The organism is Rhodococcus sp. ACPA4 (genome assembly GCF_002300185.1).
Classification (GTDB): domain Bacteria; phylum Actinomycetota; class Actinomycetes; order Mycobacteriales; family Mycobacteriaceae; genus Rhodococcus_F; species Rhodococcus_F globerula.
In genome coordinates this window covers 318,590-332,139 of record NZ_NSDY01000003.1, presented here as the reverse complement: position 1 = coordinate 332,139, position 13,550 = coordinate 318,590, and the positions used below count along the sequence as shown (strand labels likewise).

At 58.6% G+C, this 13,550-nt stretch carries 9 protein-coding genes and 1 pseudogene; all 10 read left to right on the top strand.

Features of this window, described 5'->3' with window-relative positions; genetic code table 11:
* Window positions 1–111 precede the first annotated feature (111 nt).
* The 10 genes and pseudogenes from CJ178_RS31635 (at window position 112) to CJ178_RS31590 (ending at window position 12,694) form a co-directional block, all read left to right on the top strand.
* Window positions 112–1,293, top strand: coding sequence for an ABC transporter substrate-binding protein (locus tag CJ178_RS31635; RefSeq protein ID WP_095888982.1), 1,182 nt, complete (start codon window positions 112–114; stop codon window positions 1,291–1,293).
* Between the two features lie 103 nt (window positions 1,294–1,396).
* Entirely contained in the window at window positions 1,397–2,089 is a 693-nt protein-coding gene (locus CJ178_RS31630) for an ABC transporter ATP-binding protein (RefSeq protein ID WP_095888981.1), read from the top strand.
* A 51-nt stretch (window positions 2,090–2,140) separates the two neighbouring features.
* Complete coding sequence (locus tag CJ178_RS31625) at window positions 2,141–4,855, top strand: branched-chain amino acid ABC transporter permease/ATP-binding protein (RefSeq protein WP_095888980.1); 2,715 nt, start codon at window positions 2,141–2,143, stop codon at window positions 4,853–4,855.
* A gap of 45 nt (window positions 4,856–4,900) precedes the next feature.
* Window positions 4,901–6,637, top strand: a complete 1,737-nt coding sequence (locus tag CJ178_RS31620; protein WP_143547573.1) for a flavin-containing monooxygenase — start codon at window positions 4,901–4,903, stop codon at window positions 6,635–6,637.
* Between the two features lie 52 nt (window positions 6,638–6,689).
* Window positions 6,690–8,189: an aldehyde dehydrogenase gene (locus CJ178_RS31615; protein WP_095888978.1), complete on the top strand. Its 1,500-nt coding sequence runs from the start codon at window positions 6,690–6,692 to the stop codon at window positions 8,187–8,189.
* A gap of 32 nt (window positions 8,190–8,221) precedes the next feature.
* Window positions 8,222–8,473 (top strand): annotated as a pseudogene (locus CJ178_RS33780) (zinc ribbon domain-containing protein); the annotation flags it as partial.
* Between the two features lie 24 nt (window positions 8,474–8,497).
* The gene (locus CJ178_RS32595; RefSeq protein WP_143547572.1) at window positions 8,498–8,752 is read left to right on the top strand and encodes a Zn-ribbon domain-containing OB-fold protein; all 255 of its coding nucleotides are present in this window, start codon (window positions 8,498–8,500) and stop codon (window positions 8,750–8,752) included.
* Window positions 8,749–9,915, top strand: coding sequence for a thiolase family protein (locus CJ178_RS31605; protein WP_095888976.1), 1,167 nt, complete (start codon window positions 8,749–8,751; stop codon window positions 9,913–9,915). Before CJ178_RS32595 ends, CJ178_RS31605 begins: the two co-directional genes overlap by 4 nt.
* Before the next feature lie 364 nt (window positions 9,916–10,279).
* Entirely contained in the window at window positions 10,280–11,785 is a 1,506-nt protein-coding gene (locus CJ178_RS31600) for a CoA-acylating methylmalonate-semialdehyde dehydrogenase (RefSeq protein ID WP_095888975.1), read from the top strand.
* A 663-nt stretch (window positions 11,786–12,448) separates the two neighbouring features.
* Window positions 12,449–12,694, top strand: coding sequence for an IS3 family transposase (locus CJ178_RS31590; protein WP_179300906.1), 246 nt, complete (start codon window positions 12,449–12,451; stop codon window positions 12,692–12,694).
* Window positions 12,695–13,550 lie beyond the last annotated feature (856 nt).

The window sequence follows — 13,550 nt, the reverse complement described above, 5'->3', positions numbered from 1 at the left end:
GCAGATTGCGTGTGCAGCGTTCGTCATCGACGTAGCTGAGATTGAGGTGTTCCATGTCACAAGGAGTAGAACATATCGCTACTCCTTTACGAGAGGATCGGCACTCATCTCATGAAGAAGACATACTGCCTCGCCTCAGCGCTCGCTCTTGCGCTGACGCTAGGGGCTTGTTCTAGCTCGGGGGACGAGCCGTCGGCAGACCAACCCATCGACATAGCTCTATTCGGCCAGTTCGCGGCCCAGGGTTTCTCTTATCCAGAGGTTCCTGTAGTCATTCAGGCAGCGGCCGAGAACCTGAACTCCGCCGGCGGTATCAACGGCCGGAAAGTCGATTTGTCAGTGTGCAACGACCAGGGAACGCAAGCAGGTTCGACTAAATGTGCACGGGACGCGGTGACGTCTGATGCCGTCGCGGCGATCGCTCTGCAAACGCGTTACAGCGAAGCTGTGCTCCCCTTGTTTGACCAGGCCAATATGACCATGGTCGGCAACGTCGCAACGACTTCGTCCGACTACACCAATTCTGCATCATTCCCCACGGGATCACCGCAGGTCGGAGTCGCAGGACTCACTCAGCAATTCATCAGCCGTGGGTGCGACGTGATTACGTTTATCCACTGGGACACCCCGACCGCTGCACTGGCCCTGCCTCTGGTCCAGAAGGTTGTCGCCGATGGCGGCAAGAAGCTCCTCGAGAAGAATATGGGTGCATCGGGGGCATCGGACTACGGTCCGGTTGCGGCTTCAATTTCTGATGCGGGGTCGACGTGTGCGCTAAGTTTTCTCCCTGCTACAGATGCCGTCAAGTGGATTCGCGCACAGAAGCAGCGTGATCCTAACTTCATCGTCGGCACCACAACTGCCGCGGCCCCGGTCGCCGTCCTGACCCAGCTGGGCCAAGACGGTGACAACCTACTGCTCGCATCAGGTACACCGGATGTCAGCGATGCGGACAACGTGGACGTAGCGAAGTTTCTGGCCGATATGAAGGCTGCGAACGTCGATCCCAAGAACTTCACGGCTCTCGGCCTTCAGGCCTGGGGCGATTTTCAACTGGTCGTCGGGGCCATTAAGTCTGTGCCAGGAACCCCAGATCGTGCAGCAGTCACGAGCGCCATGAACAACATCACCACGCCCGCTACCGGTCTTTTCGGAGACTTCAACACGACCAAACCGAACAGCCAGGCAGACTACGCCCGGATCTTTGCCACAGATGTCTACTTCTACACAACGAAAGATCAGAAGCTCAGCTCTGAGGGCCCGGCGGTAAGCCAACGTGAAATTTTCAATTAGATCTTCCGGTTAGAAGCCCCTCGGCGTCTAACTGATCTATGAGCTCCCTGGGGGCCTTTACGTCATCCCCGGATGTCTCCCCTCTCGATGGAGAAAGAACGCTATGAGCGAAGCAATCGTCAGTACACATCGACTGAGCGCTGGGTACGACCAGGTACCGGTGATTCACGACCTCGAGATCGATACACATGCGGGCGAGGTTGTCGTGCTGCTCGGCTCCAACGGAGCAGGTAAAACAACAACTCTTAATGCCATTGCAGGTGGGCTGAAGCCATCGGGAGGTCACGTCAGCTGGCTTGGTCGGCCAACGAAGATGTCGGTATATCGCCGGGCGGCCGCGGGGATCCGGTCTGTTCCAGAGTCGAAAGCAATCTTCCCGTCAATGAGTGTCGTGGACAATCTCGACATTGGGGTTGGAGCTGACAAAGAACGAGCACTCGAACTGTTCCCGGAGTTAGTTCCTATTTTAGGCCGACGGGCGGGCCTGCTGTCCGGAGGCGAACAGCAGATGCTTGTAGTGGCACGTGCATTGTCATGTCGACCAAAGCTTCTCCTTGCAGATGAGGTAAGCCTTGGCCTCGCGCCCATGATCGTGAAGCGCCTTTTGACCGCGATTAGGCGTGCCGCCGACGAAGAGGGGCTCGCTGTGCTTCTCGTCGAGCAGCACTTGCGAGCTGCCCTTGCTATCGCGGACCGAGGTTATGTGCTCCAGAGAGGACATGTCGTCATCTCCGGCTCCGCCGATGAACTATTGGAGCGAATCGACGAAATCGAAGGCGCGTACCTAACGAACTAGCCCACTGCGTCACGGGGGCCGTATTCATCTTTGCCATTAGGAGCACATCACATGTCAACCATCACCCAGTTCGTCATCCTGGGTCTAAGTACTGGATCACTGTACGTTCTGGGTGCTTTGGGGCTCGTCCTTGTAAAACGCAGCTCGGGAGTGATCAACTTCGCCCACGCTGCCATTGGGATGGTCGCGACCTATGTTTTCTGGGAGCTCCGGGACCGCAACGGGGTTCCATTCACAATCGCCTTGATCATCGGCTTGCTCGTTGCCGCACTCCTTGGAGCCATGACGTATCAGTTCGTGATGCGGCCGCTGCGCAAGCAGTCGCTGCTCGCGCAGCTTGTAGGAACACTCGCAGTGTTGGCGATACTCCAGGCGCTAACGGCGTTGCGATATCCCGAAGAAAGCGCGGTGGTCGCGCCGATTCTGCCGACTCAGTCGGTCTCATTCTTCGGCGTGTCAATCGGACTTGATCGGTTGCTGGTGTTGGTCGGCGTCGTTGTTCTAGTCGTAATTCTCGCGGGATATTACCGCTACTCGACATTCGGCAGAACGACGACCGCCGTTGCAGACAATAGCGATGCGGCAGCGGGCCTCGGAATATCTCCGGACAAGATTTCGCTAATCAATTGGACAGTCGGAGCTGCTCTGGCTGGACTTGCTGGCATATTCTTGTCACCGATACTTGGCTTGGATATTCAGACCGCAACACTCCTGATCGTGCCGATGTTGGCTGCAGCTGTAGTGGGCGACTTCAAGTCCTTCCCACTCACACTGGCCGGCGGGCTCATAATAGGAGTCACTCAGTCACTTCTCGTGAATTACACGTCAACCCCCGGCCTTGTATCCGTTGTTCCAGCTCTCCTCGCCGCAGCCGTGCTGATCTCCAAAGGACGAGCAACGCCCGCTCGCGGCGACAGCGCCATCCGGATGCCCTCGATTGGGTCAGGACGCATTCGGCCGCTTCCACTTGTTGTAGTCACAGCAGCTCTCGTCACGCTCATCTGGGTCGTACCGATCAAATGGGTCGACGCGCTGACGCTTCAGGCCGCGGTTGCGGTTGTGCTGCTATCACTGGTCGTGGTCGTCGGATACTGCGGTCAGCTGTCGCTTGCGCAATTCGCGTTCGCGGGTCTCGGCGGCTGGATTTCAGGAACGCTGGCCACCAACTTGGGCTGGCCTCTCATTCTCGCTATTTTCGCAGCTGTTGCGACCTCAGTGCTCATGGGTATCGTCCTCGCAGTGGTCGGCGCGAGGACTCGTGGCTTGAATCTTGCGATCATCACACTTGCGTTTGCCGCTGCCGCTGACGCCGTGATCTTCAGCAACACAGGCCTTCAAGGTGGCATCGGCGGCATCTCGACTCCGAACTTGTCGATCTTCGGGTGGAAATTCGACTATCTCCTATACCCGCAACGATTTGCCACTATTGCCGTGCTCGTGATGATAATCGCACTAGTTGCAGTGGCAAATATGCGCAGAAGCCGAGTCGGGCGACGCTTGATTGCCGTACGCACGAATGAGCGTGCCGCATCATCACTCGGGATCTCCGTGCTCGGATCCAAGGTGTTCGCTTTCAGCACCGGCGCTGCACTCGCCGCCATCGGCGGTGTCCTTCTTTCATATATGCAGTTCAACCTGACGTTTACGAATGGCCAGTACGGGCTCATGTCGTCGATCACTTTGCTGATGGAGGGCGTGGTAGGTGGTGTCGGTTGGGTCAGCGGAGCACCGGTGGGTTCACTACTGCATCCAGGTAGCGTAGGCACATTGTTCCTGGGTACGTTCGGCGAGTCCGCCGAGAAATACATCTTCCTGATCGGCGGAATACTGCTCTTGGTGACGATTCTCCAAGGGCCTGACGGGATCGTTCCCAACACTTTGCGTCAACTCAAGCAGTTGGGTGCGCGGCGCACTCGACGGCAGGGTCCAGCCGGTTCGAAGACTGCGCTGGCTGACCTCGCTGTCAGCGATGTCGATGTTGTCGACAAGGTCAAGCCGAAATTGCTCGTCCTCGACGATCTGACGGTGCGGTACGGCGGAGTCGTTGCAGTGGACGGCTTGTCTCTTGAGATCCGTCCAGGCAAGGTCACTGGTCTGATCGGTCCCAATGGCGCAGGCAAGACGTCCGTGCTAGATGCCATAACAGGGTTCAGTTCTATCGCAAGTGGCACTGCAGAGCTCGACGGGCAACAATTAGCTGCGCTCACACCTCATGCCCGCGCCCGACTCGGACTGGGTCGGTCCTTCCAGTCCCTGGAACTCTTCAGCGACATGACAGTGCTCGAGAATCTGCTTGCCGCTTCCGAACCTCGTGGCTGGAAGGGAAATCTCACAAGTTTCGTTTGGTCCGGTCAGAGCCGCTTGACCAAAGCGGGTTTAGCGGCCATCCGCGAGTTCAAGCTCGACGATGTATTGGATAAACGACCTGGCGAGTTGCCGCACGGACGGCAGCGCATGCTGGCGATCGCGCGAGCCGTTGCGGCGGAGCCATCGGTGCTCCTGCTCGATGAGCCAGCCGCCGGACTGGACGAGGTCGAGTCGGCTGAGCTGACTCACTTGATTCGACGCCTTGCGCGTGACTGGGGTATGGCAGTGCTCGTGATCGAGCACGACATCCCACTTGTCCTGGCTGCCTCGGATTACATCTACACGATCGAGTTCGGTGGTCTGATCGCCGAGGGAACCCCAGAGGAGATCCGCGACCATCCGGAGGTTCGACGTGCATACCTGGGAACTGAGGAAGAAGGCACGATTCACAGTGCGTAGTCAGTCGAACTCGACGCCAACGCCCCACAATAGGAGAACCCACCAGTGAGTACGACCTCAATCACCCCTGCGCACGACAAAATGGAATCGGTCGACGCCGTCGTCGTCGGAGCCGGTTTTGCCGGGATGTACATGATTCACAAGCTCCGCGAGATGGGTCTGACGGTAGCGGCGTTTGAAGCCGGCAGCTCAGTCGGTGGGACGTGGTACTGGAACCGCTACCCAGGGGCGCGGTGCGATACCAAGAGCCTTGGCTACTCGTTCTCGTTCTCCGAAGAGTTGTGGACGGATTGGATCTGGACCGAGGAGTATGCCGCTCAGCCTGAGATCGAGGCTTACATGAATTACGTCGCGGACCGTCTTGGGCTGCGATCCTTCATCGAGTTCAAGGCAAGGGTCGAGTCCGCGGTGTTCAATGACGCGACGCGACGCTGGACCGTACAGACGGATTCGGGTACCACCGTCACGGCTACATACGTGTTCATGGCGACGGGTGGATTTTCGAGTCCGGTACAACCCGATATTGCGGGATTCGAGGATTTCGAGGGTGAGGTGTATTACACCAGCCAGTGGCCTGAGGAGAATGTGTCCTTCGAAGGTAAGCGTGTGGGCATCATCGGAACCGGTTCCAGCGGGATGCAGGCGATCACGGAGATCGGACACAGCGACGCGTTCACGGAGCTGACTGTGTTCCAGCGAACTGCGAACTTCGCTGTTCCCGGACGGAACAAGCCTCTCGAAGGTGATGTTCAGCGACAGATCAAGTCCGACTTCGACGGCTTCTGGGATCAGGTTCGCCGCTCCGGCACCGGCTTCATCGTCGATGTCGAAACCGGCCCGGTCGCGGCGCTGGACGACGATCAGTTCGCTCAACGAATGGAGGAGGCGTTCACAGCCGGCGGCCCGACTGTGCTCGGGTGGGTAACAGATCTTTTGACGGACGAACGATCGAATCATCGTGTCGCCGAGTATCTTCGGGCGAAGGTCGACGAACGGGTCGCGGATCCTGCGACGGCCGAAAAACTGAAACCCAAGGGCTTCCACGTCGGATCACGTCGTCAGTTGGTGGAGAACGGCTATTTCGAGGTATACAACAATCCCAAGGTCACCTTGGTCGATGTAAAAGCCGACCCGATCGTCCGATTCACGAGTACGGGACTCGTCACGGGCACGACCCACCACGAGCTCGACGTGATCATCCTGGCAACCGGATTTGATTCGGGGACCGGGGCTCTCACAAAGACCGGTTTAGTCGGCGTGGGAGGTCTGCAGCTCACGGACAAATGGGCGTCCGGCCCCACGACGTATCTGGGTCTCATGGTCGACGGTTTCCCGAATTGCTTCATGATCGCAGGCCCCGGTAGCCCCTCTATCCGCTCGGTTGTAACTGGCTCGATCGAGCATCATGTCGAGTGGTTGGCCGATCTCCTGGGCTACATGCGTCGTGAGGGGATCGACGAGGTGGCTCCCAGCCCGGAGGCGGAAACAGCCTGGACCGCGCATGTTGCGGAGACTGTTGACAAGCTCTTGCTCAACAAAGACGACACGCAGTACTTCGGGTCGAATGTTCCGGGCAAGCCCAGGGTCTATCTCGCCTATGTGGGTGGTGTCCAGGTGTATCGATCAATCTGCGCGCGTGCTGCCGACGATCACTATGAGGGATTCGTCTTCTCTCGTGACGGCAATCTGATGAACGAGCATCGCCGCAACTGGTCAGGACCCCTCGATGCGACCGCGGCGACTAAATCCAATGACCCGGCACTCGGCGGCACGCTGATCTAGCTCACCCTGTCGCCCCTCAACCATCGCACGACTCATATTTACTAGGAGAAACATGACTACTGTCAGCGACGTCTACTCACCCGTGAAGAATCCCAACCGGTTCTACATCGGAGGTGAATGGGTCAATCCCAGCTCAGACGCCATGTTCGACGTCCTCGACTCGAACACCGAAGAATTGTACTTCCGCGTGTCCGAAGCCCAGGCCGCAGATATGGACCGAGCCATCGATTCTGCCAAGACAGCCTTTGACAGCGGACCCTGGCCGCGGCTCAGCCACATCCAGCGCGCTGAATACCTTCGGGCCCTGAGCGCAGAATTGCAGTCGCGCGTAGATGTCTTGTCGGACATCTGGCCCAGGGAGTCAGGTGTGCTGCACAGCGTCGCTGTCAATCGAAGTGTCGCGGACTCGCAAATCCTCGACTACTACGCGGATCTCGCTGCGGACTACCCATGGGAGGAGGAGGTCACACCGAAAGATGGCGGATTCGGGCTTCTGGTTCGGGAGCCTGTCGGCGTCGTAGGTGCGATCATTCCCTGGAACGGGCCGCTGTCTCTTGCACTGTGGAAACTTTCCCCAGCGCTTCTGGCTGGATGCACGGCCGTACTCAAGGCCTCCCCCGAAGCGCCTGGAGCGGCATACATCATTGCGGAGGCGGCGGAGGCCGTCGGTTTGCCAGCGGGAGTCTTGAACGTATTGACGGCGGACCGCGAGGTCTCCGAACGACTAGTGCGTGATCCACGCATCGACAAAATCGCCTTCACGGGGTCGACGCTGGCGGGCCGCAAGATCGCATCGACGCTCGGAGAGCGGATCGGCCGGTACACGCTTGAACTTGGCGGAAAGTCCGCTGCAGTCATCCTCGACGACGCCGACTTAGAGCAGGCCGCTGCGGTTATCTCCGGCGCGGAGTGCTTCCTGTCAGGTCAGGTGTGCTCGTCCCTCACCCGGCTCGTCATCAGCCGTCGGCGACACGACGAGTTCGTCGAGATCCTGTCGGGCATGTTCTCCCAGACAAAGGTCGGAAACGCGTTCGACGCTGACACCCAGATGGGTCCGCTGGCGATGGAACGGCAGCGTGATCGCGTCGAAGGATTCATTGCTTCTGGCATATCCGAGGGTGCGAAGCTCGTGACTGGAGGTGGACGACCGAAACACCTGGACAGGGGTTTCTTTATCGAACCCACTGTCTTCGCGAACGTTGACAACTCGCAGACCATCGCGCGTGAAGAGATCTTCGGCCCGGTACTCAGCGTAATAGCTGCGGCTGACGAGTCGGATGCCGTCAAGATCGCGAATGACACCATCTACGGTCTGAACGCATCTGTCTTCACGAAGGACCTCGACCGCGCCCGTGAGGTCGCCGGCCAGCTTCGGTCGGGCACGGTGGGTCACAACTCTTTCCGAACTGACTTCGGCATCGCTTTCGGTGGTTTCAAGCAGTCCGGCATTGGTCGTGAAGGTGGTATGGAGGGGCTGCTGCCCTATCTGGAGTCGAAAACTGTGATCCTGCAGGGCGCTCCTGCGGCTTACAAGTCCCCCGCCAAGGGCTGAACGTCCGCGGCTCAGCATTCGAAGCTCGGTGCGTGCACAATTCCGAACAGCGCCGTTCATCACGATCATTTTATCGAGGACATACTTTGTCGTACGCAGGAGAGTCAGCCCCCGTAGGGGCCACGATCACCGATGAACCCGGTAGCCGACCTCGCCCGGATCAGGACGATCCGCTGACCGCGCCGTTCTGGCGCTCGGCTGCTCGTGGCGAGCTGGTGATCCAACAGTGTGGAAGATGCCGTCGATACCATCATCCTCCGATCGGACTGTGCTGGGAGTGTCTGTCAACCGACCTGCCATTCGTCACAATGAATGGCAGGGGGAGCGTTTACAGCTTCGCTGTCGTCAAAGATCAGCGGCTGGTGGCGTTCGACGAGCTCACGCCCTATGTCGTCGCCACGGTTCGATTGGAGGACGCGCCGGACGTGCTGCTTCGGACGAATCTCCCCGGTGTTCCGATCGAGCAAGTGAGGGCAGGGATGCCCGTCCACGTCTGGTTCGAGGAGATTGCTCCCGGGTGCTTCTTGCCGCAGTTCCAGCCTCTAGGCGATGAGGGTCTATGAGGAACAGTCAGGCGAAGGTCGCGGTGGTCGGCCTGGGTCACTCTCCGGTCTATCGACGAGCCGAGGTGCCGCTGGGTGTGCTTGCGGTCGAGGCCGCTCGCCTCGCGATCGCCGACGCCGGTTTGACGCCGTCGGACATCGATGGCGTCACGACATCACCCACACATCCGGCCGCATCGCCGGGCGCCGTCGAAGGCATTCACGTCGTAGGAACCCATTTCATGATCAAGGCACTTGGTCTGGATCCCAGTTATTCCGATCAAGGCACGTTCATGCTGTCACAATCGTTTGTCCAGGCTGTGAACGCTGTTGCGGCCGGTGCATGTAGGCACGCTTTGGTGTTTCGGGCATTGCACAACCCGGACGGGCGATACGGCCGAATCGCGGCTACTCGGGCGTACGGTGCCGATCAGTGGCAGAACCCATACGGATCTACCGGACCGACCACTGTCGCCCAACAGCTTCGCAGGTATATGGAAAAGGGCGGCGGGACGAAGGAGGATCTCGGTACGTTCGTGGTCCGTAACCGACAATTCGGTCTCGACAATCCCAACAGCTTCTGGGCGCAACACCGTCCTGAACAGCTCACGCTTGCCGACTACCTCTCGGCAAGGCCGATCAGCGAGCCGATTGGGATGCACGACTGCGACATCCCCATCCAAGGCGCAGCCGCCTTCGTTTTGACCTCAACAGACCGAGCACGCGATCTCGTACCACGTCCGGCCTTCGTGTTGGGAACAGCCATCTCACCAGAGTTCTTCTCGCCCGTCACATATCCGGAAACGGTAGAGTCGCAGATCGACGCTGGCCGGCGTATGGCAGCCCACCTGTACCGCAACGCAGGCATTGAACCATGCGATATCGATGTAGCCAATCTCTATGACGGCTACTCAGCGAACGTCCCATTCTGGGCCGACTCAATGGGTCTGTGCGAAGACGGAGGCGGACTGCAATGGATTGCGGCACCACACATCCCGCTCAACACATCTGGCGGAAATCTGGGTAACGGGCGTATGCACGGCGTACCCCACCTGATGGACGGCGCTATGCAGACGATGGGCCGATCAGGTTCTCGCCAGATAGAAGGGGCAGATATCTCCCTGGTGACGGTCGGCGGCACGCACCACGCCGGAGGTATTGTCTTCGCCAGCGACCCTGGCTAGTCTTCCGCGTCCGTACCCATCGCCACAAGAAGTGCGGCGATGGGTACTTGGCCGAACCGTGAATCGTCATCACCGACCGGATTCGCTGATCAGTAGCGAAGGACTCGGATCCTTCCCGGCATGGCGGATAAAAGTACCTGCCAAACCTGTGCAACTACCTCCCCAAAAAACATTATCCCACTTTTCTCATTCTCCGATCCCAGTTAAAACCAGTCAAGAAGATAGCGAATCGATGGAATCGATCAAATAATACATCCGAAACTTAGATTGCTGTTCTCCACTTTGAATGGATGAGTGGAAACGAATAACATTCTTAGATAAAGGTTCGGCATCTCTTATAGAATCCAAAGACAGGTTGAAGAATATGGTTCGTGAGCTTTCGCATTTCATCGGCGGCAAGAGCGTCGCCGGAACGTCGGGCAGGTTCGGAGATGTCTTCGACCCCAACACCGGCCAGGTGCAGGCAAAGGTGCCACTCGCCAGTAAGAGCGAGGTCGAGGCGGTCGTCACCAACGCCGCCGAAGCACAGCGCGAGTGGGCGAAGTTCAACCCACAGAAGCGTGCGCGCGTACTGATGAAGTTCGTGGCCCTGGTCAACGACGAAATGGATTCCCTCGCCGCCCTGCTGTCCTCAGAGCACGGCAAGACCATCCCTGATGCCAAGGGTGACATACAGCGTGGCCTAGAGGTTATCGAGTTCGCCATCGGAATACCGCACCTACTCAAAGGCGAATACACCGAGGGCGCCGGTACCGGCATCGACGTCTACTCCATGCGCCAACCACTCGGCGTCGTCGCGGGTATCACCCCTTTCAACTTTCCGGCCATGATCCCGCTGTGGAAGGCCGGCCCAGCACTCGCCTGCGGCAACGCGTTCATACTCAAGCCCTCTGAGCGCGACCCATCCGTACCGCTTCGTTTCGCCGAACTGTTCCTCAAAGCCGGCTTGCCGTCCGGAGTCTTCAACGTGATCAACGGAGACAAGGAAGCTGTCGACGCTCTACTATTTGACCCGCGCATCAAGGCGGTTGGCTTCGTCGGCTCTACCCCCATCGCGCAGTACATCTACGAGACCGCGTCCGCCAACGGCAAGCGCGCGCAGTGCTTTGGCGGCGCCAAGAATCACGCCATCGTGATGCCGGACGCTGACCTCGACGACGTCGCAGACCAGCTCGTCGGTGCCGCATACGGCTCCGCCGGACAGCGTTGTATGGCAATCTCAGTGGCCGTGCCAGTCGGTAAGGGGACCGCGGACACGCTCGTCGAGAAGCTCACCGCGCGTGTGGGCAAGCTCAACATTGGCAAGTCCGACCAGGACAGCGTCGACATCGGCCCGCTCGTCAGCTCGGACGCCGTGAAGCGCATCAACGATTATGTCCAGATCGCTATCGACGAGGGTGCGACCGTCGTTGCGGATGGACGGAACCAGAACATCGAAGACAACGATACGGGATTCTTCACCGGCGCAACGCTTATCGACAACGTCACGAAAGATATGCGCGTCTACAAGGAAGAGATCTTCGGCCCCGTGCTACAGATCGTTCGTGCAGACGACTACGAAGAAGCACTCGCACTTCCGACGGATCACAAGTACGGCAACGGGGTTGCGATCTTCACCCGTGACGGTGACACCGCTCGCGACTTCGCGACGCGTGTCCAGGTCGGTATGGTTGGCATCAACGTGCCGATCCCAGTGCCGATCGCATACCACACCTTCGGCGGATGGAAAGCATCCGGATTCGGCGACCTCAACCAGCACGGACCGGACTCCATCCGTTTCTACACCAAGACCAAGACTGTGACTCAGCGTTGGCCCGGTGGCGGTTTGAAGGGGAACACCAACCACTTCGTCATTCCTACGATGGACTGACGTCCGAGCTCTCGATTGCATCAGAATGGCGCGATAAGAGCACTCCACAGGAGCCGCAGAGGCGATCATTGGACTGGGTGCTGGCGAATTCTTACCACGGCGGGACGATAAGAGAGCGTCGGCAGGATCCCCAAAGATGTGGCGAGCAAGTCTAACCGAGATTTTTCAGATCACACGTCGGAGTGAGTCGCTATCACACTCGAAGTCTCAGAGACTCGATTGCGAATATTGGCAAAGTGATCCAGAGGAGGTCAAAGCGCCCATGTCGTATCCAATCTCAGTCCGTCGACAGATTTCGCACTGTTTTCGCGATGGTGATGCAGAAGCCGATATCGCCTCTGGAAACCGGAACATCGCCGCCGACGTTGTTCCGTTGGAAGGACCAAGCCATGATCGATGCGGGAGTGCGGGACGGAGCATCGAGTCCGACGAACTGGCATCGGCCCGCGCCCGTATCGCTGCACTCGAAGCCGAACTCGCATCGACCAACGATGACTGTGCATTGTTCATGCAGCCGGTGGGGCCCCAAAAATCAGATCTCGATTATCGAAGGACTGATCACACGAGGACGTTTCGCCATGTTGCATAAGGGGTTTGAGCAGATCAACCTTACACGCGTATCGGCGACGGCCGGGCTCCGATCGACGAGCACGGCGCCTCATCGTGGCCGACACGATCGAGAGAATCTACCAGTCGCGTGAACCCTACGGGAAGCGACGTATCCAAGCGGAACTCCTCGATACGTACGAAATGAACGTCGATCACAAGCCGGTGTCGGCGATCATGACCGAGCTCGGCATTACCGGGTTCCCTCGTCCAGGCAAGCGGAAACTGAACCTGTTCGGCGTCGAAACCCTCTCTCAGCGGGTCAATCGCGGTTTCACGGCAAGCCGGCCGAACGAACTGTGATTTACGGACATTGCGGATCATCCCGCTCGTGACGGAAAGGTTTACTGCTGTGCGATTTTGGACTGATTCAGTAAAATGATCGTGGGTCGTTCCTTTTCTCGGGCCGATACGGCACTGGTCCACCATGCGGTGAACATGGTCGTGCAGGAACGGATCCGTTGGGAGGCAACTCTCTTGCATGCCGATCAGGGTCCGCAGTTCACGTCGTGGGGGTTCGGTGAGGATCTGCGAAGGTGGGACCTGCTCGAGTCCTTGGACGGTCGGCGATTGCCTGTTAACCGGCTAAGCGAGATATACGAACAGGTCAGAGCGATATGCAATACTGTTCGAGCGATAGGGCGAATCGTCGACACTTCGGATGCCGAGTGCTCCACGAAACGTGGGGCTCCTCCACGTTGACCCGGGCAGGCCGTACCCGACGACACTTTGTTGCCGGCCTGTCCGCTCACACGCCGGACGAACAACCAACTGCCTGGCCAAGTGCCACGAATCCCGATCGAGCTCGACCTCCCCGGACATGGCCTCGGCTGGCACGCAGGGCTGTCGCGCTCGCTGTCCAGGCAGTTGCTTAATTTCCGGAGGTCGCGTCTTCGCCGCGCTCTCGTGGCGGATGAAGGTGGTTCATTGCGGCGGTGATGAACAATTCTGCACAACAATGGAGTTCCCTCAACAGCGATTAGCCGGTCAATGCTATGGCAACGTCGTGATCGAATCTTTCTGGGGCCGAATGCAAACCGAATACTGAACCGGAAGAAGTGGTCGACCACGCTGCAACTGACTGCAACCATGGCCGATCAATTCGACAATTTTCACAATGCCGAACGGCAGCAGCGTCCGGATCCGCTTCGTTCATAGA

Bases quoted from the DNA above. Each gene is read 5' to 3' on its own strand.
- CJ178_RS32595 (WP_143547572.1), top strand. From the start codon at position 8,498: ATGAATGGCAGGGGGAGCGTTTACAGCTTCGCTGTCGTCAAAGATCAG.
- CJ178_RS31600 (WP_095888975.1), top strand. From the start codon at position 10,280: ATGGTTCGTGAGCTTTCGCATTTCATCGGCGGCAAGAGCGTCGCCGGA.
- CJ178_RS31630 (WP_095888981.1), top strand. From the start codon at position 1,397: ATGAGCGAAGCAATCGTCAGTACACATCGACTGAGCGCTGGGTACGAC.
- CJ178_RS31605 (WP_095888976.1), top strand. From the start codon at position 8,749: ATGAGGAACAGTCAGGCGAAGGTCGCGGTGGTCGGCCTGGGTCACTCT.
- CJ178_RS31635 (WP_095888982.1), top strand. From the start codon at position 112: ATGAAGAAGACATACTGCCTCGCCTCAGCGCTCGCTCTTGCGCTGACG.
- CJ178_RS31615 (WP_095888978.1), top strand. From the start codon at position 6,690: ATGACTACTGTCAGCGACGTCTACTCACCCGTGAAGAATCCCAACCGG.
- CJ178_RS31625 (WP_095888980.1), top strand. From the start codon at position 2,141: ATGTCAACCATCACCCAGTTCGTCATCCTGGGTCTAAGTACTGGATCA.